Annotated in this window: 24 protein-coding genes; 5 read left to right on the forward strand and 19 right to left on the reverse strand. The window is 59.5% G+C overall.

The window, feature by feature from the left end:
* The first annotated feature begins 265 nt into the window (after nucleotides 1–265).
* The 3 genes from GAO09_RS22770 (at nucleotide 266) to GAO09_RS22780 (ending at nucleotide 4,060) form a co-directional block, all read left to right on the forward strand.
* Nucleotides 266–1,975: a peptide ABC transporter substrate-binding protein gene (locus tag GAO09_RS22770; RefSeq protein WP_153358038.1), complete on the forward strand. Its 1,710-nt coding sequence runs from the start codon at nucleotides 266–268 to the stop codon at nucleotides 1,973–1,975.
* 146 nt (nucleotides 1,976–2,121) lie between these two features.
* Entirely contained in the window at nucleotides 2,122–3,132 is a 1,011-nt protein-coding gene (locus GAO09_RS22775) for an ABC transporter permease (protein WP_153358040.1), read from the forward strand.
* Complete coding sequence (locus GAO09_RS22780; RefSeq protein ID WP_153358042.1) at nucleotides 3,125–4,060, forward strand: ABC transporter permease; 936 nt, start codon at nucleotides 3,125–3,127, stop codon at nucleotides 4,058–4,060. Before GAO09_RS22775 ends, GAO09_RS22780 begins: the two co-directional genes overlap by 8 nt.
* A gap of 277 nt (nucleotides 4,061–4,337) precedes the next feature.
* On the opposite strand, the gene GAO09_RS22785 is transcribed toward GAO09_RS22780, so the two are convergent.
* From GAO09_RS22785 to GAO09_RS22795, 3 genes are all read right to left on the reverse strand, one after another.
* Nucleotides 4,338–5,342: a sensor histidine kinase gene (locus GAO09_RS22785; protein WP_235938395.1), complete on the reverse strand. Its 1,005-nt coding sequence runs from the start codon at nucleotides 5,340–5,342 to the stop codon at nucleotides 4,338–4,340.
* Between the two features lie 92 nt (nucleotides 5,343–5,434).
* Nucleotides 5,435–5,599 carry a DUF1328 domain-containing protein gene (locus GAO09_RS22790; protein ID WP_153358045.1) on the reverse strand — a complete coding sequence of 55 codons (165 nt, stop codon included), beginning with the start codon at nucleotides 5,597–5,599 and terminating at the stop codon, nucleotides 5,435–5,437.
* 84 nt (nucleotides 5,600–5,683) lie between these two features.
* Nucleotides 5,684–6,478: a response regulator gene (locus GAO09_RS22795; RefSeq protein WP_153358047.1), complete on the reverse strand. Its 795-nt coding sequence runs from the start codon at nucleotides 6,476–6,478 to the stop codon at nucleotides 5,684–5,686.
* Between the two features lie 176 nt (nucleotides 6,479–6,654).
* On the opposite strand from GAO09_RS22795, the gene GAO09_RS22800 reads away from it, so the two are divergent.
* Both GAO09_RS22800 and GAO09_RS22805 read left to right on the forward strand, forming a co-directional pair.
* Nucleotides 6,655–6,831 (forward strand): NepR family anti-sigma factor, encoded by a 177-nt coding sequence (locus GAO09_RS22800; RefSeq protein WP_209018814.1) that lies wholly within the window; start codon nucleotides 6,655–6,657, stop codon nucleotides 6,829–6,831.
* A 1-nt stretch (nucleotide 6,832) separates the two neighbouring features.
* Nucleotides 6,833–7,396, forward strand: a complete 564-nt coding sequence (locus GAO09_RS22805) for an RNA polymerase sigma factor (RefSeq protein ID WP_153358050.1) — start codon at nucleotides 6,833–6,835, stop codon at nucleotides 7,394–7,396.
* 13 nt (nucleotides 7,397–7,409) lie between these two features.
* Here GAO09_RS22805 and GAO09_RS22810 read toward each other — a convergent pair whose 3' ends face one another.
* From GAO09_RS22810 to GAO09_RS22885, 16 genes are all read right to left on the reverse strand, one after another.
* A complete protein-coding gene (locus GAO09_RS22810) occupies nucleotides 7,410–7,781 on the reverse strand; it encodes a response regulator (protein ID WP_153358052.1) in 372 nt (123 codons plus the stop codon).
* A 176-nt stretch (nucleotides 7,782–7,957) separates the two neighbouring features.
* The gene (locus GAO09_RS22815; protein WP_153358054.1) at nucleotides 7,958–8,395 is read right to left on the reverse strand and encodes a hypothetical protein; all 438 of its coding nucleotides are present in this window, start codon (nucleotides 8,393–8,395) and stop codon (nucleotides 7,958–7,960) included.
* Between the two features lie 2 nt (nucleotides 8,396–8,397).
* Nucleotides 8,398–8,739, reverse strand: coding sequence for an ElaB/YgaM/YqjD family protein (locus GAO09_RS22820; RefSeq protein ID WP_153358056.1), 342 nt, complete (start codon nucleotides 8,737–8,739; stop codon nucleotides 8,398–8,400).
* A gap of 224 nt (nucleotides 8,740–8,963) precedes the next feature.
* Entirely contained in the window at nucleotides 8,964–10,361 is a 1,398-nt protein-coding gene (locus GAO09_RS22825) for an amidase (RefSeq protein ID WP_153358058.1), read from the reverse strand.
* A gap of 31 nt (nucleotides 10,362–10,392) precedes the next feature.
* Nucleotides 10,393–11,214, reverse strand: a complete 822-nt coding sequence (locus GAO09_RS22830; RefSeq protein ID WP_153358060.1) for an ABC transporter permease — start codon at nucleotides 11,212–11,214, stop codon at nucleotides 10,393–10,395.
* Nucleotides 11,211–12,161: an ABC transporter permease gene (locus GAO09_RS22835; RefSeq protein ID WP_153358339.1), complete on the reverse strand. Its 951-nt coding sequence runs from the start codon at nucleotides 12,159–12,161 to the stop codon at nucleotides 11,211–11,213. Before GAO09_RS22835 ends, GAO09_RS22830 begins: the two co-directional genes overlap by 4 nt.
* Before the next feature lie 229 nt (nucleotides 12,162–12,390).
* Nucleotides 12,391–13,914 carry an ABC transporter substrate-binding protein gene (locus tag GAO09_RS22840; RefSeq protein ID WP_153358062.1) on the reverse strand — a complete coding sequence of 508 codons (1,524 nt, stop codon included), beginning with the start codon at nucleotides 13,912–13,914 and terminating at the stop codon, nucleotides 12,391–12,393.
* 143 nt (nucleotides 13,915–14,057) lie between these two features.
* Nucleotides 14,058–14,984 (reverse strand): LysR family transcriptional regulator, encoded by a 927-nt coding sequence (locus GAO09_RS22845; protein ID WP_153358064.1) that lies wholly within the window; start codon nucleotides 14,982–14,984, stop codon nucleotides 14,058–14,060.
* 32 nt (nucleotides 14,985–15,016) lie between these two features.
* Entirely contained in the window at nucleotides 15,017–15,772 is a 756-nt protein-coding gene (locus GAO09_RS22850) for an ABC transporter ATP-binding protein (RefSeq protein ID WP_410768247.1), read from the reverse strand.
* A gap of 11 nt (nucleotides 15,773–15,783) precedes the next feature.
* A complete protein-coding gene (locus GAO09_RS22855; protein WP_153358067.1) occupies nucleotides 15,784–16,620 on the reverse strand; it encodes an ABC transporter ATP-binding protein in 837 nt (278 codons plus the stop codon).
* Nucleotides 16,617–17,549, reverse strand: coding sequence for an ABC transporter permease (locus GAO09_RS22860; RefSeq protein WP_153358069.1), 933 nt, complete (start codon nucleotides 17,547–17,549; stop codon nucleotides 16,617–16,619). Before GAO09_RS22860 ends, GAO09_RS22855 begins: the two co-directional genes overlap by 4 nt.
* A complete protein-coding gene (locus GAO09_RS22865) occupies nucleotides 17,546–18,613 on the reverse strand; it encodes an ABC transporter permease (RefSeq protein WP_153358071.1) in 1,068 nt (355 codons plus the stop codon). Before GAO09_RS22865 ends, GAO09_RS22860 begins: the two co-directional genes overlap by 4 nt.
* A gap of 206 nt (nucleotides 18,614–18,819) precedes the next feature.
* A complete protein-coding gene (locus GAO09_RS22870) occupies nucleotides 18,820–20,463 on the reverse strand; it encodes an ABC transporter substrate-binding protein (protein ID WP_153358073.1) in 1,644 nt (547 codons plus the stop codon).
* Nucleotides 20,464–20,543: 80 nt separating this feature from the next.
* The gene (locus GAO09_RS22875; protein WP_153358075.1) at nucleotides 20,544–21,599 is read right to left on the reverse strand and encodes a dipeptidase; all 1,056 of its coding nucleotides are present in this window, start codon (nucleotides 21,597–21,599) and stop codon (nucleotides 20,544–20,546) included.
* Nucleotides 21,600–21,682: 83 nt separating this feature from the next.
* Nucleotides 21,683–22,360 carry a phosphoribosyltransferase gene (locus GAO09_RS22880; RefSeq protein WP_153358077.1) on the reverse strand — a complete coding sequence of 226 codons (678 nt, stop codon included), beginning with the start codon at nucleotides 22,358–22,360 and terminating at the stop codon, nucleotides 21,683–21,685.
* A gap of 27 nt (nucleotides 22,361–22,387) precedes the next feature.
* Nucleotides 22,388–23,305: a LysR family transcriptional regulator gene (locus GAO09_RS22885; RefSeq protein ID WP_153358080.1), complete on the reverse strand. Its 918-nt coding sequence runs from the start codon at nucleotides 23,303–23,305 to the stop codon at nucleotides 22,388–22,390.
* Between the last annotated feature and the right edge of the window lie 77 nt (nucleotides 23,306–23,382).

Genomic DNA, 23,382 nt, shown 5'->3' on the forward strand with positions numbered 1-23,382 from the left:
GTCGACACGCTTTTGCAAGCTGCAAATTTCCATCTTGAACGAAAAATAGGCCCGTGCTTAGATGGCACAAAATTTGATCACAAGCGAATGGGAACGCGGTGATCACGCCACTGAACACAAGCCGGCAAGGAGGAATGGTAAGGCATTTCGACTGTAAAAGCAGAGGCTTGAACAACAGCCCCTTGATCGTCGATCTGCATTCTGCGCTTAAATCAGCGCATTGTCATATTCACAACTCATAAGAGAACAATAAGGGGAATGGCAAATGAAAAACGTGAAAATGCTTCTGGCCGGCACGGTGGCCGCACTTGCCTTGGCGGGCGGCACCGCCCATGCCGAACGGGGCACGGATGGAGATCTGAAGATCCTGTTCTGGCAGGCGGTTTCGACCATGAACCCGTTCCTGTCAGCCGGCACCAAGGAAGTGCTCGCCTCCTCCATCGTCATCGAGCCGCTGGCCCGTACCGATGAAAAGGGCGAACTCGTGCCGTGGCTGGCATCGGAAATCCCGACCGTCGAAAACGGCGGTATCGCCAAAGACCTGCTCAGCATGACATGGAAGCTGAAGCCGGATGTAAAATGGTCCGACGGCACGCCATTCACCGCCGAAGACGTGATTTTTACCTGGAAATATTGCACCGCGCCGGATGGCGGCTGCGCTCAGGCGGCACAATATGAAGGCGTCAAGAACGTCGAGGCCGTTGATCCGCACACGGTAAAAATCACCTTCGAAGAACCGAAACCCTACCCCTATTCCGCCTTTGTCGGCGCACAGTCGCCGATCATTCAGGCGGCTCAGTTCAAGGATTGCCTTGGCGCCAAGGCCCCCGGCTGCACAGCCGCCAACTTTGGCCCGATCGGCACCGGCGCCTTCATGGTCACCGATTTCAAGCCGAACGACGTTGTCACCTTCAAGGCCAATCCAAACTATCGCGATGCCGCCAAACCGGCCTTCGCCTCCATTACCCTGAAGGGTGGCGGTGATGCGGCATCCGCTGCCCGCGCCGTTCTCGAAACCGGTGAATACGATTATGCCTGGAATGCGCAGGTCGAGCCGGAAGTGCTGGAAACCATGATGGCGGCCGGCAAGGGCCGGTTGGAAATCTCCTTCGGCACGCAGACCGAACGCATCAACCTCAACTGGACCAATCCTGATCCGGCACTCGGCGCCAAACGCTCCACCAAGGAAGCCGGTCCGCATCCGGCGCTGAAGGACCCGGCAGTGCGCCGCGCCCTGTCGCTCGCCATCGACCGCGACATCATCGTCGAGGCCGGTTACGGCAAATCCGGCAAGCCGACCTGCAACATCGTGCCGGCGCCGGAAGCGGTCGCGTCCACCAAAAACGACAGCTGGTGCCTGAAAGCCGATGTCGAGGGCGCCAACAAGCTGCTGGATGATGCCGGCTGGGTAAAGGGCGGAGACGGCATTCGCGCCAAGGACGGCGTAAAGCTCAATTTCCTGTATTCGACATCCACCAACTCGGTACGTCAGGCAACGCAGGAACTGGTCAAATCGATGTGGGCGGAAATCGGCGTTGGCGCCGAACTGCGCAACGCGTCTGCTTCCGTCTTCTTCGGCGGCGATCCGGCAAGCCCGGACACGTTCCAGAAATTTTACGCCGACGTCCTGATGTACACCAACAATTTCGACGGCACCGACCCGGAAAAATATCTGGCCGAATGGCTGTGCGACAAGATGCCGGGCCCATCCAACGGCTGGCAGGGCCAGAACATTCCGCGTTACTGCAACCCGGAATTCGACAAGCTGGTCGGCACGCTCTCCAAGACGGCAGAGCCGGAGAAGCGTGCGGAACTCGCCAAGCAGCTCAACGACATGCTGACCGAAGAAGGCGCGCATATCCCGCTCGTCCATCGCGGCGACCAGTCTTCCTTCGCCGTCACGCTGGAAGGCATAAAGATGAACTCCTGGGACAGCCAAGTCTGGAACATCGCCGACTGGTACCGCAAGAAGTAAGGCCTGCCGCCGGGCCTGCCTCAAGGTTCGGCCGCACCCATCTCCGCACTGCCGCATCGTCCGCTTGATGATGCGGCGGTCTCGCAAACCTGCAGTCACCGCCAGCGCCGGAAATGGCCGGCCGGACTGCAGCCTGGAGACCCTGCATGTTCACATACACATTGCGGCGATTGTTTTTTGCGATCCCGACCCTGCTGGTCATCAGCTTCGTGATTTTTGCACTGCTGGACCTCGCACCCAACGACCCGACCGGTGACCTGCCGCTCACCATTCCGCCGGAAGTGCGCGAGCAGATCCGCGCCTCGCTCGGCTTGGATCAGCCCTTTCTCATCCGCTACATGAAATGGCTGCAGCAGTTTTTCATCAACGAACCGCTGAACATTTTCGAAAGCCTGACCGGCTGGCAGTTCGGTGATGGCGAACGCATGCGCGTTCTGTCATGGGCCACCCGCAGCCCGGTGGTCGATCTTATCGTCCAGCGCCTGCCGCAAACGCTCTGGGTGGTAGGCCTCGCCTATCTGTTCGGCATCCTGATCGCCATTCCGATCGGCGTCATCTCCGCCTACAAGCAGTATTCGATCTTCGACCAGATCGGCACCTTCATCTCGATGGTCGGTTATTCGGTGCCGACCTTCTTTACCGGTGTGCTGCTGATCGTCATCTTCTCCTCATACCTGCAATGGTTTCCCTCGGTTTACGACACCAATCTGCGGGTGACGGACTTTTCGAGCTTCATGGCACAGATGCGCCAGATGGTGCTGCCCGTCGCAGTGCTGGCGCTTTACAACGCCTCGCAGATCACCCGTTTCGTGCGCGCCTCCATGCTCGACAACCTGCATCAGGATTATGTCCGCACTGCCCGCGCTAAGGGCGTCAAGGAAAAGGCCGTGCTGCTCGTGCATGTGCTACGCAACAGCCTGATCCCGGTCGTGACCGTGATCGCGCTCGGCGTGCCGACCATCTTTTCCGGCGCCATCATCACCGAGCAGATTTTTCGCGTGAATGGATTGGGGCAATTGCTGATCACCGCCGTTCAGGGCGCCGACATGCCGCTGGTGCAGACGCTCACCTTCATCTTCGCGGTACTGATCGTCCTCTTCAACCTGATTGCCGATGTCCTTTACGGCATTCTCGACCCGAGGATTCGTTATGACTGATGCAACAATCGCGACCACTACGCCGGTTACGCCCACCGTGGCCTCTACGCCCGCCCGATCCGCTTTCGGCGATATCTGGCACCAGTTCCGCGCTCATAAGGGCGGCGTTATCGGGCTTGGCGTCTTCATCTTCATCGTGCTGGCCGTCTTCGTCGGGCCTTACATCCACACCGTCGCACCCAATGCCATCAACATTCGCGACAAGAACCAGTGGCCGTCTATGGCGCATCCGTTCGGCACGGACAATCTCGGCAAGGACATGCTGGCGCAGGTTCTGGCCGGTGGCCGCGTGTCGCTGGCGGTCGGTTTTGCCGCCATGCTGCTCGCCCTGTTTCTCGGCACAATCGTCGGCCTGTTTTCCGGCTATGTTCGTCGGCTGGACGGACCATTGATGCGCCTCACCGACCTGTTTCTGGCGCTGCCGCTTTTGCCGCTTTTGCTGGTGGTGATCATGCTGTTCCGTGACACGCTGCGCGCCGCCTTCGGCCCGGAAACCGGCATTTTCTTCCTCGTGGTTTTTGTCATCGGCATCACCAGCTGGATGCACACGGCCCGGATCGTGCGTGGCGACGTTCTCGCGATCAAAAGCCAGGAATTCGTTCTGGCTGCAAAATCCAGCGGCATGCGGGAATACCGCATCCTCCTGCGGCATATCCTGCCCAATGTGCTCTCTTCGATCATGGTATCGGCAACGCTCGGCATTGCCTCAGCCATCATCACGGAATCGGCGCTCAGCTTCCTCGGCCTCGGCTTCCCCTCCGACTTTCCCACCTGGGGACGCCTGCTGTTCGATGGCGCCAACTTCCTGCAACTGACACCATCGCGCGTCCTGTGGCCGGGGCTGGCGATCTCCGCCACCGTGCTGAGCGTCAACTATATCGGGGATGCCATCCGCGATGCGCTCGATCCGCGTGCGTTGAAACACTGAGGTCTCGCATACACAAAACCAGGCCGTCCCTTGGGGCGGCCTTTCGTATGCGTTCTTTTCACGGTCACAAAAAAGAACTGGCCCGGTTTCCGGGGGAAACCGAGCCAGATCGTCTCTTCGAGGGGGATGAAGAGTTTATCTGGAAGCTTGAAGGGCGGGGGACGGGGGCGCTTCCAGATGTATGGATAACGGACTTGCCCAAAATTGGTTCCGGCGATTTACGGAAAAAAATCGACAAACCGCATTTTTTTCGAAACCGAGCAAAAAGCCGGGGAAATCACTCGGCGATGTCGAGTGGAAATGTCAGGCAGTAGGAAATTTCCTTGTCGGAAATGCCGTATTGCGCCTTGCCGTTCACCGAGGCGGGAACGACACGCTCCAGAACAGTACTGCCGAAATGGCCCTTCAGCGTCTCCTCGTTGACGAGGCTTTCGCCAGCACCCGCGTCGAGCGTTTCGAGCCAAGACACTTCCAGACTGTCGTGGCCATCGACCAGAACACGATTGCACCTCACTTCGATGGCGCGACGCGACGTCAGTAGTGAGCCATGGCTCACGGCATTGACGATCAGTTCGTGCAGCGCCAAACCGATATGCAAAGACGCGTTCGGGGTCAGCAACACGTCGTCACCTTTGATCACGACCAGATGCGCATTCTCCGGCAGGTACTTCTGCGTCTGCTGTTCGACCAGCTCGCGGAAATAGGCGCCACGCCAGCTACTGTCGGTGATGAGATCCTGGCTCTGCGACAGCGAATAGAGCCTTCCACGGAATTTGTTGAGGAACCCGTCCAGCGTGCCGGAATAACGCGCCGTCTGTAGCGCGATGCTCTGGATAATGGCCAGCAGGTTTTTCGACCGATGGCTGACTTCGCGTAAAAGTGCGCGCAGAAGCCGCTCGCGATGGCGCTCCTCGGAACGGTCGATGATGGTGGTGACCAGATGCATGTCGCCCGGCGACAGGCTAACGGCTTGCACTCGAAACTCGAACACGTCTTCGGAACCGACTGCGATTTCGATATGCGCCTTGTCGCCGTTCTTTTTGATCGCGTCCTTGATCGTGGACAGCTTGTCCGCGATCTCCTCACCGAACAGGCTACGGTCGGACGGTTTATTGTCTGCCGGAATTTGCCAGATGGATGGCAGGTTGGTCACGAACACATAGTCGCGTGCAGCATTCTGAATGGTAATGCTGGCGCCGAGATCCACGAGCGCGGGCATGAAGAAGCCTTGGAGCTTGTCACCACTCTCACCGGCCTGCTGCCATGTCAGCTGATGCCGCAACTGCATCACCCCGCGTAATTGTCTTAACTGAAAGGGAACACCGAATGCCGGGTACCGGCATCCGGTTGATCAAGAAATTTTCTTATATTGTGTCATGTCCGCCTGAACAACCCGAGAACCAGAGATATGACGAGCAGAACGAGGAACACATAGAACAGGATCTGGGCAATACCAGCCGCCGTTCCCGCCACTCCACCGAACCCGAGAGCGCCGGCTATCAGCGCGATCACGAGAAATACCAGAGCGTAGTACAACATGGCGATTTCCTTTCGTTTTCTTGCGAAAGAACGTCGCCATGTCTTGTTTGTTCCTGATCTGTCTCAATATCCCGCCGGTTCCGCTCAGGCTGCCGCCTTGACCGCCTCGTTGAAGAACAGCGCCTGGCTGATCAGCGCCTTCACCATGTCCGGGTTAAACGGCTTGGTAACGAGGAAGGCGGGTTCGGGACGCTCGCCGGTCAGAAGACGTTCCGGGAATGCGGTGATGAAGATCACCGGCACGCTGGAGGTCTTCAGGATCTCGTTGACGGCATCGATGCCCGAGCTGCCATCGGCGAGCTGGATATCGGCGAGAACCATTTTCGGCTGCGAGGTCTGGAACAGGTTGACCGCTTCCTTGTGGGTGCGGGCAACGCCGGTGACGCGGTGGCCGAGATCCTGCACCATCTGCTCGATATCGAGCGCGATCAGCGGCTCGTCCTCGATGATCATGATGTCGGTGGCGACCTGGCGGGAAATCTCGCGCGATGCCTCATCAAGAAGCTGGGTGGCTTCCTCGGTGCTCAGATCGAGGATTTCAGCAGTCTCTTCGATAGTGAAACCTTCGACAGAGATCAGAAGGAATGCATGCCGCGCCTTGGACGGCAGGGCCGAAAGGTTGGCGACGGCGCGCTGTTCCCATGCGAACGGGGATTCGATCGGGCGGATTTCAATGGATGTGGAACCAAAGATCGCAACGAAAAGTTTATACAGCGAAACGCGATCCTTCGACGTCTCGGGAAAGATCGAGATATCTGCAATCAAGGCTTCGAGAACCGCGGCAACATAGGCGTCACCTGATGTCTGCGATCCGGTGACGGCACGAGCGTATCGACGCAGGTAAGGAAGGTGAGACGCGACGCGCGTGGTGAGTGACATAAATAAATTCTCCCCTGAGCCCCAGCGGGCAACTAACTGGCTGAAAACGGTCGGAAACAAAAAAAGTTCCGACGGTAAGGGAACTTTTTTTGTCTCCGTGCATTCTGTTGGCAGTGATATCGCAACAGGCTGCCCGCGTGATGAGTGAACAAGATAGCAGAAAAAAAGAAAAAACAATGACGACAGCGCAAGCGAAAGACTTCAGGCCCGGTGCGACGCTTCCCAATGCGGCAATCTCGCGCAAGCTGCGCGACTTTTACGATGCCGTACAGGAAGAAGGTATCCCCGACCGTTTTCTCGACCTTCTCGAGCGCCTTGAGCAGGCCGAGAAAAACGCGAAATCGGGGACGTAACATGACAGAGCAAGAACTCGCCGACCGCGCGTTCAAGCGCGACCTCCTTGCATCCCTGCCCAATCTTCGTGCGTTCGCGGTCTCGCTGACCGGTCGTCACGACAAGGCGGACGATCTTGTGCAGGACACGATCATGAAGGCCTGGGCCAACCAGACCAGCTTTACCGCCGGCACCAACATGCGTGCCTGGCTGTTTACGATCCTGCGCAACGAATTTTACAGCCAGATGCGCAAGCGCGGCCGTGAAGTGCAGGATTCGGATGGTCTGTTTTCCGAGCGCTTTTCCGTGCATCCGGAACAGTATGGCCGCCTCGACCTGCAGGATTTCCGCAAGGCACTCGACAAGCTGCCGGACGACCAGCGCGAAGCCATCGTTCTCGTCGGTGCTGCCGGTTTTGCCTATGAGGAAGCCGCCGAGATCTGCGGTTGCGCCGTCGGCACGATCAAGAGCCGTGTCAGCCGCGCCCGTACCCGCCTGCAGGAACTGCTGGGCGTGACCGGCGAAAGCGACTTTGGCCCCGACCCGGGCGACGCCGCCATCACGGCCCGCGCCTTCGGCAGCTGAGCCGCTCCAAAAATTACCTGGGAGGAGACGAAACGTCGCGATCACTGGTCGCGGCGTTTTTTACTGCATCGATCAGAGTTTTGTCGTCGAAGGGTTTCAGGACAACCGGGATTTCCGGCCACTGTGCGAAGCCATTGGCATTCACATGCGACAGGCTGGAAAGAACGACCTTTGCCTCCGTTGCGGCAATACGCCGGGCGGCATCGGCAACATCATCCTGAATGATGCGGACATCGATGAGCACCACATCGAAACGACGATTTTCAAGAATGGCGGGATAGTCGCGCGGCATGGCGATTTCGACGTCGCATCCCAGCGCATCGAATAGAACCTGCTCGCCATCCAGCGCTACAAGGTATTCGGGGTCGACAATGAGAACACGCAAAATCCGGGCATCCTGATGGTGATTTGGGCGCGAAGCCATCAGGGGTCTAGATCACCCAAACGGGGGGCGGGTCTTTATAAAATGATACATTGGCCGGATGTTATGCCGCAAACGGCAACAAAAATGGGACGCGGCGAATATCCGCGTCCCATTATGATCCTTCTAAATGACGACTGTCAGCTTTCTTCGGTGGAACCACTCAGCGTCTTGCCGAGCACCAGGGCAAGACCGCCGGCGATCGCCACGGCCGCAAGCGGTTTCGAGCGGATCACCATAGGCAGGGCAGACATCGCCGCGGTCAGCATCATCGCCTTGCCGCTATTGGCGGCGGCAGCCTGACGACGGCGTTTTTGTTCAGCCCGGTTGGACAGCATGATCGCAAGGAAAAAGATCAGCGCCACGATAAAGGCTGCAAACGCCACCGCAGCGGCGGCGGCGGCCGGATGCATCATCGTTGCGAGATAAATGCCCAATGCAGTCACACCCGCGGCATAGGCCGTCAGCATGAAAAATCCCGCTATCGCATAAAGCACGGCATTACGGCGCATCCGCTTGGTGAAAGCGCCGATATCAACCGCAAGCAGCGATGCCAGGATAGGGGCCAGCCCCCCCATGATCAGCGACGCGCCAGGAGGGCGAACAGGAAGCCGGCACCGGCAGCGATGGCCACCGACTGCAGCGGATTGGTGCGAATCTGGCGCTCAAGGTCCTTTTCCAGCGACAGAGCCTGTTCACGTGCAGCCTCGACCATATTGAGCGATGCATCGGCCGCTTCATCCGTGGCGCGCTTCACCCGACGGCTAACGTTTTCCGCCTTCTGCGAGCCGGCAGCGGCAACTGTGCGGGCAAGAACGGCAATGTCCTCGCGCAACTGCGCCAGTTGCAACTCGATTTCCTGCGCATACACTGCTGATGCAGCTTCGCCGGGAATGTCCTTGGTTGAATTTACAGGCGCCATGTCAATCTCCTTTGACGATCGTCGAGTGGTCGGCGTCAGCCGCAATCGAGGACAAAAAGGGGATGTCTGGAAAGCTGTCGACAGGTGAAAACCCGACGAAACTACCCCGCGACGACCGCCCCACAACATGCGCCTTTCGGCAGGCGCAGGTTTCCTGTCTTCGGTTCACGGTCTCAACGCGGGCTTTGGTTTTTTGTTCCAAAGCTTGTGAAAATGACAGCCGATCAGCCGGCCACAGGCGGTTCCGGCCAGACCTGCACACCACCGGTCCATATTTCGAATGCTTTTGAAAGCCGCAGCACCGTCATATCGGCAAAACGTGGACCGACGATCTGCAGTCCGATCGGCATGCCGGATGTCGAAAAGCCGCAATTGATCGAGGATGCCGGCTGTTCCGACATGTTCCACGGCACGGTAAAGCCGATATGTTCAAACGGTTTTGCGGGATCATTGGTGGGCGACGCCCAGTCGGCCGGATAGGAGACAATCGGATTGGTCGGCGAGATCACCGCATCGACGGTCGAAAACAGCTTTGAACATGCCTGCCGCATCGCGATCGTCTGGTTGAAACCGCCCACGGCCTCGACACCGGAAACGTCAGCGCCCCCTTCCGCCCAGTGCAGGATATAGGGCAGGATTTTCGCCCGCCGCTGCGGCGACAATGCTTCGATATCGCCCCAGAACCGGGCACGCCAAAAGACGTCGAGCCCATCCAGCATCGCGCGCGTCATCACCGGTTCGACCGGTACGACGATGGCACCGGCGTCCTCAAACCGTTTGGCTGCTGCAATCACCGCATCGCGCACTTCGGCTTCGACAGCAAGGCCGACACCGGCATCCAGCATCAGGCCGATCTTCAAACCCTTCACGTCTATATCGAGATCGAGCCAGTCGATATTTTCCGGCGGCAGAGACGTGCCGTCGCGCCAGTCCGGCCGCGACAGCGTCGCCATCGAAAATGCGGCATCCTCGACCGTGCGGGTCATCGGCCCGGCGCAACGCCCGACATAATAGGGATCGACCGGAATGCGGCCATGGCTTGGCTTGAAACCGAAAAGCCCGGTCCAGCCGGCCGGAAGCCGCACAGAACCGCCGATATCCGTGCCGATATGCAGAGGCCCGAAACTCGCTGCCCCCGCAGAACCGGCACCGGCGCTGGAGCCACCGGGGTTCTGGGTGAGATCCCAAGGATTGCGGCTCAACGGATGAAAGCTGGAAAGGCCGGAAGACAACATGCCGTAATCCGGGCATGTGGTTTTGGCGAAAATGACCGCGCCGTCTTCCTTCATGCGCGCCGCGATCGGTGAATCGGCAGCAGCCGGCGTCAACTCCACCGCCGCCGTGCCGAGCGGCACCGGCTGGCCTTCAGTGGCGATCAGCTCCTTCAGCGTGACCGGAATGCCATCGAGCGGACCCAACACCTCGCCCCTCGCCCAGCGTTCGGTCGAGGCTTTCGCCTGCGCCCGCGCACTGTCGGGATCGTAGAGATAAAGCGCCTGCACATGCGGCTCGAAGGCTTCGACGCGCTCTTCCACGGCGAGCCAGTATTCGGAGGGAGACAGTTTTTTATCGCCGAAAAGGCCGACAAGATCGCGAATGCTCAGTTTCAGAAGATCATTCATGGCAATATCTTCGCTTTGAAAAGGATGTCGTTCAGGTTCGGTCTCGGGGGTCCAATAGATCGCGCAGGCCATCGCCCAGCATGTTGAAACCGAGCACGGCAAGCGCGATGGCCAGCCCCGGCAGCAGCGCCAGCCACGGCGCCTGCCCGAGATAGGTCTGCGCGTCGGCAAGCATCCGCCCCCATGTCGGCGCCGGCGGCGGCATGCCAAGACCGAGGAAACTGAGGCCCGCTTCGGTGAGGATGGCGAGGCCAAGCTGGATGGTGACCTGCACGATAATCTGGTTGGAAATGTTCGGCAGGATATGCGTAAAGGTGATGGCGAAACCCGAGCGCCCCATGCCGACGGCGGCGGAAACATAATCGCGCGTCCAGATCTGCAGCGCCGCGCCAAACGTCAGGCGGGCGAAGACCGGCACCATGAAGGTGGCGATCGCCAGAATGGCGGTGAACCGCCCTGCTCCCAGAAAGGCACCGAGCATCATCGCCGACAGGATCGGCGGCAGCGCAAAAATGATGTCGCAAATGCGCATGCCGATCACCTCGGCCCAACCGCGCCGCGCCGCGAGAAAAACGCCGACCATGGTGCCGACGCTTGCACCCAGCGCCACGGCGACCAACGCCGTCGATAGTGAATTCCATGCGCCGACCATCAGCATGGAGGTGAGATCGCGGCCAAAGTGGTCGGTACCGAACAGCCCCGCAGACAGCGGCGGTTTGAGCTTCAGCAGGATCTGCATTTTCGACGGTTGGGCCGGCGTCCAGACCAGCGACAGCAGTGCGATGGCAACCAGAGACAGCGTGATGACAAGGCCGGTGAAGAGAACCGGGCGGCGCAGGATGTTTGCGATCATTGCGCCTTCGCCCTCAGCCGCGGATCGATCACCAGATAGGCGAGATCCACGAGGAAATTCATGATGATGACGAGGGCGGCGAAAAACAGCACGACATTCTGCATGACGATGATGTCACGCTGCGACAGCGCCTGATAGGCCAGACGCCCCAGCCCCGGCAGGTTGAAAACATTTTCGACCAGAACCGCGCCTGCCACCAGAAAGGTGAATTGCAGGCCGAGCATGGTCACCACCGGGATCAGCGCATTCGGAACCGCATGCCGCCACAAGGCTGCCGACTCTCCCAAACCTTTGGCCCGCGCGGTGCGGACAAAATCCTCGTTCATCACCTCAATGACCGAGGTACGCGCCACCCGCGTCAACACTCCGGCCTGCGCCAAAGCCAACGAGACGGCGGGCAGCAGCAATGCCTTCAAGCCTACGCCAAGACCAGCATCCCAGCCGGGAAACCCGCCGGCCGGCATCCAGCCGAGGCTGGAGGAAAACAGCAGGATCAGCAGCAACCCGACCCAGAACCCCGGCATGGCGATGCCTGCATAAGAAAACAGGCCGACGAAAAAATCGACAGGTCCGTTACGATAGCGCGCTGCGGTGACACCAAGCGGCACGGCGATCGCGACAGACAGAACAACAGCCATCAGCGCCAGCGGCAGCGTCACCGCCAATCGCTCGGCGATCAGGCCTGCAACCGGCACGCTATAGGTATAGGAATTGCCGAGATCACCCTGCAACACGCCGGCAAGCCATGCGAGATAACGCAGCGGCAGCGGCTGATCGAGCCCCATCTGTTTTTGCAGCGCAGCCAGCGTATCGGGGCTGGCGGAGGTGCCGAGCATGATTGATGCCGGATCACCGGGCAGCAGGTTCATGACGGAGAAGACGAGGAGCGAGACGGCGAGAAGCGTGATGATCAGGCTGAGGATGCGGCGGGTGAGGATGGTGATCATGGGGTGACGGCGCCCATCTGAACCGTAAAGTCGGGAGACTTCCATGCCAACACGCTGACATTGGCGAAAAACTCCCCCTCTGGCCTGCCGGCCATCTCCCCCACAAGGGGGGAGAAACCCTGTGGCAGCCTCCTGCCCGATGCAAGGCTCGGGGCATCGGCCGGGTTAAGCCCTCCCCCTTGTGGGGAGGGTTGGGAGGGGTCTTTTTTCATAAACAGCGTATCGTGCCTCACTCTACCCAATGCACATCCGTCAAAACATTCGACGGAATCGGCTCATTCTCCCAAAGCCCCTTCAATTTCCCATCCCACACACCGAGCTTCGGCATCACGAACAGGAACAGCGACGGCACGTCATCGGCCAGAATCTTCTGCGCCTCGCCATAAAGCTTGGACTGTTCGGCCGGGTCCGCCGTTTCCTGCACCTTCTGCAAAACCTCGTTAAAGGCCGGGTTCTTGTAGTTGAAGTAATACGGATCGCGGGCGTAGATATCGAGGTCCATCGGCTCGGCATGCGCGACGATGGTCATCTCGTAATTGGCGGCCTTCAACACATCCGACACCCATTTCGCCGGAAATTCGGTGGTCTCGATATTCATCGTCACACCGATTTCGGCAAACATCGCCTGCAAAATCTGCGCACTGCGCTGCGCATAAGCCATCTGCGGCGCCTTGATGGTGAAGGTCAGGCCGTTGCCGTAACCGGCGTCCGCCAGCAGTGCCTTGGCCTTTTCGACATCGTAAGGCCAAGTGCCCGTGAGATCGATATAACCGGGATCGTTCGGCGTATAATGGCTGCCGATCGCGGTGCCCAGACCAGACCACGCGCCTTCGATCACGGTGGCACGATCAACCGCCATCATCAGCGCCTGCCGCACCCGCTTGTCGTTGAACGGTTTGGTGGCATTGTTCATGCCGGCCACGACCTTCAACTCGGTATTGCCGACCACTGTCACTAGCCGGGCGTCGCCTTTAAAACTGTCCATCAGTTCCGGCGCGCCGAATTCTGGAAAGGCGTCGACATCGCCTGCCTTCAGGGCGGCAGCCTGCGCCTGCGCATCGCCGATGAAACGGAAGGATGCTTTGTCGAGCGTTACCGAAACGGCCTTGTTCCAATAATCGGCGTTTTTCGCCAGCTCCACCTGAGACCCCTTGGCCCAGCTGACGAATTTGAACGGGCCGGTGCCGACCGGCGTCACCTTGTTGTTGTCAGCAGTCTTCGGCGCCACCATCACCGAGGCCGGCCAGCCGAGCCAGTAAAGCAGGCTGCCGGTCGGCTGTTTCAGCTTCAGCACCAGCGTCGCCGCATCCGGCGTTTCCACGGTGTCGATGGTGGAGAAATATCGTTTCTGCGGGTTGACGCTATCGGCACCACGAGCGCGGTCGAGCGTGAATTTTGCAGTCGAGGAATCGAACGCCTCGCCATCATGGAATTTCACGCCCTGACGCAGCTTGAACGTATAGGTCAGGCCATCCGGCGACACCACCCAGCTTTCGGCCAGAAGCGGTACGACCTTGCCGTCTTTATCGATCGTCGTCAGACCTTCGAACACGTTCTGCCAGGTCACCTGACCGATCATCACCTGCGCACCGATGGTGGGATCAAGCCCGCCGGGTTCCACCGCCATCCCCAATGTCACCGATGTTTTCGGCGCTGCAAATGCATGGCCCTGAGCCGCCAGAACGGCGACACCGGCAACGGTGAGCCCGAGCGCCGCTCGTCGCGTGACCGATACGAAGGAAGAAAAAACCATTCGCGTTCCCCATTTGGCAGGTCATCCGATGGATTGCGCCATCGCCGCCTGTGATTGACAAAAGACTGTCATGTTGCAAGTGCACACACAATGCATATTTTTGTGGTCTCTGTGTAGCCGAAATCGCTACACGGGGCATTTTGTCAAAGCGGCTTTTTCGAACCCGTCTTTTTGGTCACCGCACCGCGCATAAAAGCTTCGATGAAATCGACCAGCTTTGACGCTGCAAACGACAGTTGACGGTCGGGGGCGATGCAAAGCTCCATCGGCGTCTTCACCGCTTTCGCGCCGCCGATCGGCACCGCCACCAATTGGCCGGCATCAATTTCGCGTTGCACGGAAAGCGCCGGCAGCAGTGTGACAGCCGTTCGCCGCAACACCAGTTCCTTCAGCATTTCCAAAGAACCGGTCACAAACACCGGGTCAAGCTCCAGCCCGGCTTTCGAAAACACATCCTCAAAGGCCTGCCGGGCGCTGAAACTCTTGTTCGGCAGCGCGAGCGGCATCTGCACCAGATCGCGCAGCGAAAATTCTTTGGCGCCCGCGGCCGGATGCTCGGCAGACAGGATCACGTCATAGATCAGTTCGGAGCGCACCCGCACCTTCAGCCCGGAAATCTTTGGCGCAAACAGTGCCACCACGACATCCGCCTCGGCGGCAGCCAGTGCTTCCACTGCCTCGCGTGCTGAGGTGATGGCCACCTCGAACCGCAATTTTGGATACTTTAGACTGAACTCGGCCAGAACAGGCGCGAGCAGGTTCGCCACAGTCGCGCCATTGGCATAGATCACCACCTTGCCGCGCTGCAGGCCCTGCAGGTCATCGATCAGCTGGTTCACATGCTCCAGCTCACGCAAGGTTTTTCCGGCCCGCGCCGCCAGCAGTTCTCCGGCAGCGGTCAGGCGAATGCCGCGATTGTTGCGCTCCACCAGCGGCGTGCCAAAATAGTGTTCGAGGTTTTCGATCTGGCGACTGACGGCGGTCGCGGCAACGCCCATGTTCTCCGCCGCCGCGCGCATGGAATTGGTGCGCACCAGTTCATCGAAATACATCAGGGCGCGAAGCTGCATGCGGAAAATCCAATATCTGTCGCGGCAAAAAATCAGCCGCGACGAAAACCTTCGCTGGCGACCAGAAGCTGGCGCGTATAATCGGCGGAAAACGCGCGCTTTTCCAGTGCCTCGACCGGCACGGTCTCGACAATCTGCCCGTTTTTCATCACCGCAACCCGTTCGCACATATGGCTGATCACGCCAAGATCGTGGCTGACCATGACAAAGGTCAGGTTTCTATCTTTTCGCGCCTGCTCCAGCAGGTTGAGGATTTCCGCCTGGATCGAGGCATCCAGTGCCGAGGTCGGTTCGTCCAGCAGCAAAATCTTTGGCTCAAGGATCAACGCACGGGCAATGGCGATACGCTGGCGCTGGCCGCCGGAAAGCTGGTGCGAATAGCGGAAACGAAAACCGGCACCGAGACCCACTTCATCCAGCGCGCGGGCGATGCGGGCATCGATATTGTCGAAACCGTGGATGACCAGCGGCTCCAGCAGCAGCCTGTCCACCGTCTGGCGCGGATGCAGCGATCCGTAAGGGTCCTGAAACACCATCTGCACGGTGCGATAGAATTCCTTGGTCCGGCCATGGCTTTTGTAGTTGCGGCCGTCGACGGTCAGTGTCCCCTCTTCGAACCGATTGAGACCGGCAACGGCCCGCAGAAGTGTGGATTTGCCTGAACCGGATTCCCCGACGATTCCAAAAGACTCTCCGGTGGCGACATCGACGCTCACCTTGTCGAGCGCCACATATTCATCAAACGTCACGACCATGTCGCGGACGGAAAGTGCTGTTCTGTCTGTCATTTTGCCCATCTTCACGCCAGCCACTCCGCCTTGCGTTCCAGAACCGGCAGCGGATGCCGGTCGGTGCCGATGGTCGGCAGGCAGTTGAGCAGACCTTGCGTATAGGGATGTTTCGCCTGTGCCAGATCGGCCGACGGCAGTTCCTCGACGATACGCCCCGCATACATGACGATGACGCGGTCGCAGAAGGAAGACACAAGCCGCAGATCGTGGCTGATGAACACCAGCCCCATGCCACGCTCGGCCACCAGCTTGTCGAGGATGGAGAGCACGTCGAGCTGCACCGTGACATCGAGCGCCGAGGTCGGCTCGTCGGCAATCAGCATTTCCGGGCCGCAGATCAGCATCATGGCGATCATCACGCGCTGGCCCATGCCGCCCGAAACCTCGTTCGGATAAAGACCGAAAACACGCTCGGGATCGCGGATCTGCACTGCCTCCAGCATTTCAAGAGCACGGTTGCGCGCTTGCGAGCGGCTGAGTTTTTCATGCGCCAAAAGCGTTTCGATGATCTGCTTGCCGATGGTCATCACCGGGTTCAGCGAATACTTTGGGTCCTGCAGGATCATGCCGATGCGTTTGCCACGCAGGTTTCGTCGTTGTTTTGGCGTCACTCTCAGCAGGTCGATGCCGTCGAATTCCAGCTTCGAGGCAGTGATCTTGGCATGCCCCGGCGTCAGACCCATGATGGCGCGGCCGGTCTGGGATTTGCCCGACCCGCTTTCGCCGACAATGCCCAGCCGTTCGCGACCCAGCGTAAACGATACGCCGCGCACCGCCTGTACTTCGCCGGTGCGGGTTGGAAAAGTGACGCGCAAATCGTCGACCGTCAGAAGAGGTCCACTCATTGGCCGGCCTCCTTCGGATCAAGCGCATCACGCAGGCCATCACCCAGCAGGTTGAAACCAAGGCTGACGATCAGGATGGCAAAACCCGGCATGGCGGCAACCCACCACTGATCGAGAATGAACCGGCGACCGGAAGCGATCATCGCACCCCATTCCGGCAATGGCGGCTGTGCGCCGAGGCCGAGGAAACCGAGACCGGCGGCGGTGAGAATAATGCCGGCCATATCCAGCGTCACACGCACGATCAGCGACGACAGGCAAAGCGGCATGACATGACGCAGCACGATGCGGAAGGGCGATGCCCCCATCAGCTTGACCGCCGAGATGAATTCCGAATTGCGAAACGTCAACGTTTCGGCGCGGGCGATGCGTGCATAAGGCGGCCATGAGGTAACGGCGATGGCAAGGATGGCATTTTCGATGCCGGGACCGAGAGCGGCCACCAATGCCAGTGCCAGAACCAACTTTGGAAAGGCCAGAAAGATATCGGTGATGCGCATCAGGATCGCGTCGATCCAGCCGCCGGCATAACCGGAAACGGTGCCGACGATCAGGCCGATGGGGGCTGCGATGACGGCAACCAGCACGATGACCATCAGCGTCAGGCGCGAACCGTGGATCAGGCGGGACAGAATATCGCGGCCCTGATCGTCGGTGCCGAGCCAGTAACCGGCCGAACCGGGTGGCAGCAGGCGGGCGTTCATCAGATCGCCTTGCACCGGATTATACGGCGCCAGCACATCGGCAAAGGCGGCAACGAACAGCAGAGCCAAAATGATGCCGAGGCCAAGCAGCGCCAGCCGGTTTTCCGAAAACCGTCGCCAGATGATATAGGCGCGTCCAAGCCTTGCCTGATGGCGCGAGGTGGGACGGTCGGAAAGCAGCCAGTCACGGCTGTATGGTTTTGGGGTCTGTGCCACGACGCTCATCGGCTGCGTGTCCTTGGATCAAGCGTGCGGTAAAGAAGGTCGGACAGGAGGTTGATGGCAATGAAGACGGAACCGACAATGATCGTTCCGCCCAGCACTGCGTTCATGTCCGCATTCTGCAGCGAATTGGTGATGTAGAGGCCAAGCCCCGGCCACGAGAAGATCGTCTCCGTCAGAACCGAGCCTTCCAGCAGCCCGGCATAGGAGAGCGCGATGACGGTGATCAGCGGCACTCCGGCATTGCGCAGCGCATGGAACCAGATGATCCGTGTTTCCGACAGACCTTTTGCGCGGGCGGCGACGATATATTCCTGTTGCAGCTCGTTGAGCATGAAGGAGCGCGTCATGCGGCTGATATAGGCAAGCGAGAAATAACCGAGCAGCGCGCCGGGCAGGATGATGTGGCGGAACGCATCCCAAAAGACGTCCCACTGGCCCTGAATGAGGCTGTCGAACAGGAAAAAGCCGGTGATCGGCGTGAACGTGTATTCGTAAACGATATCGAGACGGCCGGGATAAGCCACCCAGCGCAGCTTTGCGTAAAACAGCACCAGCGACAGAAGGCCGAGCCAGAAAATCGGCACGGAATAACCGATCAGCCCGACAACGCGAACAATCTGGTCGGCAATGCTGCCGCGCTTGACGGCGGCCAGCACGCCGAGCGGAATGCCGAACAGTGCGCCAAAAACGGTGCCAACCGTGGCAAGCTCCATCGTCGCCGGGAAGACACGGCGGATGTCGTCCATGACAGGATTGGTGGTGAGAACGGAGGTGCCAAAGTTGCCGGTCAGCGCATCACGAACGTAGAAATAGAATTGCTGGTAGAGGGGCAGATTGAGGCCCAGCTGCTCGCGCACGCGTTCCACCACATGCGCCGGCGCGCGGTCGCCGACGATGGCGAGCGCCGGATCGATGGGGATCACGCGGCCGATGAAAAAGGTGACGGCCAGCAGGCCCAGAAAAGTCGTGACGACAGTCACCAGAAAGCGGAGAACCGCCTTTCCGGTGGAGGAGGAACGGCTGCGCTTGCGCCGTGTCGCTGCCGTCGTATCGGTGAGAGTCAAGAAGATCTCCTCGAGATGTTGAAGAGGATGCCGCCAGCCCCTTCTCCCCGTTTGCGGGGAGAAGGTCCGGAGCGAAAGCGAGGGGATGAGGGGCGGAGGCCAACTCGGCGGTTCGGGCTGCCCCTCATCCGCCTGCCGGCACCTTCTCCCCGTAAAACGGGGAGAAGGACAGATGCCGCACCGCCCTCATTCCCAATACGCCGCAATCAGTCCTTCGAGACCGTATAGACGAAGTTGGTATCGAAGCTCGGGCCGAGCTTGTAACCCTTCAGCTTCGAGGAATATCCCGCCACTTCCGTCTGCTGGAAAACGATCACAAACGGGCTGGTGGCCGCGACCTTCTTCTGCAGGTTCTGATAGATGGCCGCGCGCTTTTCCGCATCCTTTTCCAGAAGCGCGCCCTTGGAAGCATCCGACAGTTCCTTCGGCACATCCCAGGCATTACGCCAGGCCAGCGTCTTGCTCTTGCCCTCGTCGGAATTGTCCGGATTGACAGTAAAGGTCTCGGCATTCGAATTCGGGTCAAAGTAGTCCGAACCCCACTGGCCGATATAGATGTCGTGGGTGCGGGCGCGGAACTTTGTCAGCGTCTGCTTGCCGTCGCCAGGAATGATGCTGAGCTTGATGCCGGCCTGCGCCAGCGTCTGCTGCACGCTTTCGGCAATGCCGGTTACCGGCTGGGTGTTGCGCACATCCATGGTGACGGAAAAACCGTCCTTCAGGCCGGCCTTGGCCAGCAGTTCCTTGGCCTTGGCAACGTCGAGCTTGTAGGGATTTTCTGTGCTGGCGCCGAGCTGGCCCTTGGGCAGAAAATTCTGGTGGATTTCGCCGATGCCCTTTATCAGCGTCGCGCCGATCGCATCGTAATCGACCAGATATTTCATCGCCTCGATGACCTCAGGCTTGGCCAGATTGGCGTTTTTCTGGTTGAGGCTGAAATAATAGATCGTGCCCTTTGGCGCGGACGTGCTCGACAGGCCTTCCTTGCCTTCGATGGCCTTGAGATCGTTCGGCTCAAGGTTACGGGCAACATCGATATCGCCGTTTTCCAGCGCCAGACGCTGGCCCGAGCTTTCCTTCATGTGGCGGTAGATGACCCGCTTCAGTTTCGGCTTTTCGCCGTAATAGTTCGGGTTGGCTTCCATGATGACGGCTTCGTTGGCGCGCCATGCCATGACCTTGAACGGACCGGAACCGGCATAACCGGTCTTCATCCATTCATTGCCGAAATCGGTGTCGTACTTGTATTCGGCGCTCGGCGTCATTGCCTTGGCGTGTTCCATCACCACCTTCTTGTCGACCACGGAGGCGACGGTTGCGGTGAGAACATTGAGCACAAAGCTTGGCGCATAGGCCTTGTCGACGGTGAAGGTGAACGTGTCGGGTGCGGATGCCTTGGCTTTCTCAGCGACATTGTCGCCGGTCAAGCCGAACTGGGTGAGCAGGAAGGCCGGCGACTTGTCGAGCTTGACGGCGCGCTCGAAGGAGAAGGCAACGTCCTCGGCGGTCAGCGGATTGCCGGAGGCAAACTTCAGGTCCGGCTTGAGCTTGAACGTATAGGTCATGCCGTCATCGGAAACGGTCCAGCTGGCGGCGAGATCACCGACGACCTTGGACGTATCGGCCGGGTCGAGACCAACCAGCTTGCTGTAGCTGTTGGCGGTCACTTCGGCGGTGGAAAGCTCGAAAGCCTCGCCCGGATCGATGGTGATGATGTCGTCGATGGCAAAACCTTCGACCAGCGTATCGGCCGGTGTCGCGGCAAAAGCCTGCGGTGCGGCAAGCGTGATCAGCGCAAGGGCGGCACCTGCGGAAAGAATGCGCATGCGCTTGTTGAGAGAGTTCATCATGGTGGTCGTTCCCGTTGTTTTGTTGCCCGTTATTGTCTTTGTTTTTGGATCTTGTCGGCGGCGCTTGCCGCCTTGGCTGGTCAGGCCTTTTCGTGCCAGGCTTCTCCAAGCACGCGCAACCAGTTCTCCCGGCACAATTTAGCAATGTCTTCAGGAGCGTAGCCCGCGTCCCGAAGGGCCGCAACCAGTTTCTGGTTGCCCGCCGCATCGTGAATATCGGCCGGTACGGTTGCACCATCGAAGTCCGATCCGAGCGCCACGCAATCGATGCCCATGCGCTCCACCATGTAATCGATATGGCGGATCATGTCGGAGAGCGGCGTGGCGGCATTGTCACGCGCATCCGGCCGCAGCATGGTGACAGCGTAGTTGAGACCGGCAAGGCCGCGGCTTTCCTTGATCGCATCCATCTGTTTGTCGGTGAGGTTGCGGGCGACCTGCGTCAGCGCATGCGCATTGGAATGGCTGGCGATCAGCGGCTGATCGGTGGTTTTTGCTACATCCCAAAAACCCTTTTCGGTGATGTGCGCGAGATCGATCAAAATGCCGAGACGGTTGCAGGCCTTGACCAGTTCAAAACCGATATCCGTCAGGCCCGGACCGGTATCCGGCGACATCGGATAGGCAAACGGCACACCGTGGCCAAAGATGTTGTGACGGCTCCAGACCGGGCCGAGCGAGCGCAGGCCGGCTGCATAAAACACGTCGAGTTCGGCCAGATTGGCGCTGATCGGCTCGCAGCCTTCCATATGCAGAACGGCGGCAAACACGCCATCGGCCATGGCCTTGCGGATATTGGCGGTGGTGCGGCACAGGCGCCATGCGCCCGCCTGTTCCAGGCGCAGCGCGATCGAGGCTTTTTCCATGCCGATCTGCAGTGAGGATAAATATTCCAGCGGGGCGGCCAGCGGCGTCTCGTAATGGCCGTTGTCATCCGGTTCTTTCAGGATCAGGTCGCCGGAGGGGATGTAAATGGCGCAGATACCACCGGCGAGACCGCCGATTTTTGCGCGCGGCGCATCGATATGGCCTTGGGCCGTGCCCTTCAAAAATTCGGCGACCGGATCGCCGCCTTCCTTCATGGTCCTCCAAAGCCGGAGAAGCACGTCGTTATGGCCGTCGAACACCAGTTCCATGAATTTTCCAGATCTCTGCTGCGAATGCGAAGCGCTGATCCTATTCAGAACTCCACACACTCGGCAAGCCGGAAAAAATCATCTTATTTGGTCCAATGCGCGTCATCGGTCCGGCTCAGCATCGGCGTCTTGAACACGCCGACGATCAGGTCGCGCCACTTCGGATCGATATCGGCAATCGTGCCGCGCCAGCGTTCCGATTGCAGCATGGCCGCACCGATCACCACCGGCTCGATGCCGATCGCCTCCATCAGCGACAGGCCGGCGAGAATGGAAGAACCGCTGGAGATCACGTCATCGATCAAGGCGATACGGGTGCCGCGCAGCAGCGGCAGCATGCGCGGATCAGCATAAAGCCGCTTGCTGTATTCGGGCGTGGTGATCGATGACATCGGCACCGACAGTTCATCGTCGTACCAGAATTTGCGGGATGTCCCGAGCGGCACGTAACGGCCATGGCCAAGACGGCGGGCAACGGCTGCTGCAAGCGTCAGACCCAATGTCGGCAGGCCAACGACGATTTCCGGATCGTAGGGTTTCAGCTTGGCCGCCAAGGCATCGGCCAGCGCATCCTGCACGGCAAAACTCGCCTGATTGATGATCAGCGAGGCGAGCGCGTTTTCGCCATTGGAAAGATGCCGGATCGGCAGCATGATCTGTCGACCATCCTCCAGCACGGCCGGATAAAACGTGCTGAACGGCCCTGCGGGATCAAACGTGTCGGCGGGATAGATTTCCTGCCAGAAATCGTGCGGCTGCATGCGGCTCTCCATCCACGAAATGCGGGTTCACGCGAAATAGGGTTCATCGCGATAACGGCCGATCTCCTCGACCAGCCATTCGCGGAAAACGCTGACGGGCCGGGAATCGGTCTTGGCGACGGGTGCTACCGCATAATAGGCGCTCGGACTACGCACCTGATGCGGAAAAGCCTGAACAATCTCGCCATTGCGCAGTTCGGACTCGATCAGGAACAGCGGCATCAGCGCCACGCCCAGCCCGGCAATACAGGCCTGCGCCACGCTGGAAAATTGTTCGAAACGCATGCCCTGCGAAGGCGCATCGCGTAGCCCGAGGCTCTGGAACCAGTGGTTCCACGCCCCCGGCCGTGACGCCATATGCAGCAGCGGCAGGGCTCGCAGATCCTCCGCACCAGCAACCGGATGGCTGGCCAAGAAAGCCGGGCTTGCCACCGGTGCCACCATCTCATCCATCAGAAACGTGCACTCCGCCCCCGGCCAGTCGGGCAGACCGATATGGATCGCCATATCCAGCCCGTCCTTCTCGAAATCGAAGACACCGATACGGGTGGCGAAATTCAGCGTGATCTCGGGATGGCGCTCGACGAAACGCGGAATGCGCGGCATCAGCCAGCGCGTGCCGAATGTCGGCAGGATGGCAAGATTGAGCTGGTCATTATGCGTTTTCGTCATGGCCTTCAGCGAGGCCGAACGGATCAGCGACAACGCATTACCGATCGATTTCGCGTAATCCACACCCGCCACAGTCAACCCGACACCACGGCTGCTGCGTTCGAACAGCAGCACGCCCAACTGGTCTTCAAGCCCGGAAATCTGGCGGCTGACAGCCCCTTGTGTCAGCGAAAGTTCATCGGCAGCACCGGAAAAACTGCCGAGCCGCGCCACCGCATCGAAAGCGGCGAGCGCACCGGTCGAAGGCAGCAATCTTCGGCTCGCAGTGATCATCACCCATTCCTATACCTCATGGCGAAATGAGTAAACAACGCTTGCCGATATCCAAACCCTCACGGACAATACCGGCC

Origin of the sequence: Endobacterium cereale (assembly GCF_009617585.1) — a bacterium.
In the GTDB taxonomy this organism is placed as follows: Bacteria; Pseudomonadota; Alphaproteobacteria; order Rhizobiales; family Rhizobiaceae; genus Neorhizobium; species Neorhizobium cereale.

What these genes read in the sequence shown, in the direction of transcription:
- GAO09_RS22770 (WP_153358038.1), top strand. Translation starts at nt 266, where the DNA reads ATGAAAAACGTGAAAATGCTTCTGGCCGGCACGGTGGCCGCACTTGCC.
- GAO09_RS22775 (WP_153358040.1), top strand. Translation starts at nt 2,122, where the DNA reads ATGTTCACATACACATTGCGGCGATTGTTTTTTGCGATCCCGACCCTG.
- GAO09_RS22780 (WP_153358042.1), top strand. Translation starts at nt 3,125, where the DNA reads ATGACTGATGCAACAATCGCGACCACTACGCCGGTTACGCCCACCGTG.
- GAO09_RS22790 (WP_153358045.1), bottom strand. Translation starts at nt 5,599, where the DNA reads ATGTTGTACTACGCTCTGGTATTTCTCGTGATCGCGCTGATAGCCGGC.
- GAO09_RS22795 (WP_153358047.1), bottom strand. Translation starts at nt 6,478, where the DNA reads ATGTCACTCACCACGCGCGTCGCGTCTCACCTTCCTTACCTGCGTCGA.
- GAO09_RS22800 (WP_209018814.1), top strand. Translation starts at nt 6,655, where the DNA reads ATGACGACAGCGCAAGCGAAAGACTTCAGGCCCGGTGCGACGCTTCCC.
- GAO09_RS22805 (WP_153358050.1), top strand. Translation starts at nt 6,833, where the DNA reads ATGACAGAGCAAGAACTCGCCGACCGCGCGTTCAAGCGCGACCTCCTT.
- GAO09_RS22815 (WP_153358054.1), bottom strand. Translation starts at nt 8,395, where the DNA reads ATGGGGGGGCTGGCCCCTATCCTGGCATCGCTGCTTGCGGTTGATATC.
- GAO09_RS22820 (WP_153358056.1), bottom strand. Translation starts at nt 8,739, where the DNA reads ATGGCGCCTGTAAATTCAACCAAGGACATTCCCGGCGAAGCTGCATCA.
- GAO09_RS22825 (WP_153358058.1), bottom strand. Translation starts at nt 10,361, where the DNA reads ATGAATGATCTTCTGAAACTGAGCATTCGCGATCTTGTCGGCCTTTTC.
- GAO09_RS22830 (WP_153358060.1), bottom strand. Translation starts at nt 11,214, where the DNA reads ATGATCGCAAACATCCTGCGCCGCCCGGTTCTCTTCACCGGCCTTGTC.
- GAO09_RS22835 (WP_153358339.1), bottom strand. Translation starts at nt 12,161, where the DNA reads ATGATCACCATCCTCACCCGCCGCATCCTCAGCCTGATCATCACGCTT.
- GAO09_RS22840 (WP_153358062.1), bottom strand. Translation starts at nt 13,914, where the DNA reads ATGGTTTTTTCTTCCTTCGTATCGGTCACGCGACGAGCGGCGCTCGGG.
- GAO09_RS22845 (WP_153358064.1), bottom strand. Translation starts at nt 14,984, where the DNA reads ATGCAGCTTCGCGCCCTGATGTATTTCGATGAACTGGTGCGCACCAAT.
- GAO09_RS22850 (WP_410768247.1), bottom strand. Translation starts at nt 15,772, where the DNA reads ATGACAGACAGAACAGCACTTTCCGTCCGCGACATGGTCGTGACGTTT.
- GAO09_RS22855 (WP_153358067.1), bottom strand. Translation starts at nt 16,620, where the DNA reads ATGAGTGGACCTCTTCTGACGGTCGACGATTTGCGCGTCACTTTTCCA.
- GAO09_RS22860 (WP_153358069.1), bottom strand. Translation starts at nt 17,549, where the DNA reads ATGAGCGTCGTGGCACAGACCCCAAAACCATACAGCCGTGACTGGCTG.
- GAO09_RS22870 (WP_153358073.1), bottom strand. Translation starts at nt 20,463, where the DNA reads ATGATGAACTCTCTCAACAAGCGCATGCGCATTCTTTCCGCAGGTGCC.
- GAO09_RS22875 (WP_153358075.1), bottom strand. Translation starts at nt 21,599, where the DNA reads ATGGAACTGGTGTTCGACGGCCATAACGACGTGCTTCTCCGGCTTTGG.
- GAO09_RS22880 (WP_153358077.1), bottom strand. Translation starts at nt 22,360, where the DNA reads ATGCAGCCGCACGATTTCTGGCAGGAAATCTATCCCGCCGACACGTTT.
- GAO09_RS22885 (WP_153358080.1), bottom strand. Translation starts at nt 23,305, where the DNA reads ATGATCACTGCGAGCCGAAGATTGCTGCCTTCGACCGGTGCGCTCGCC.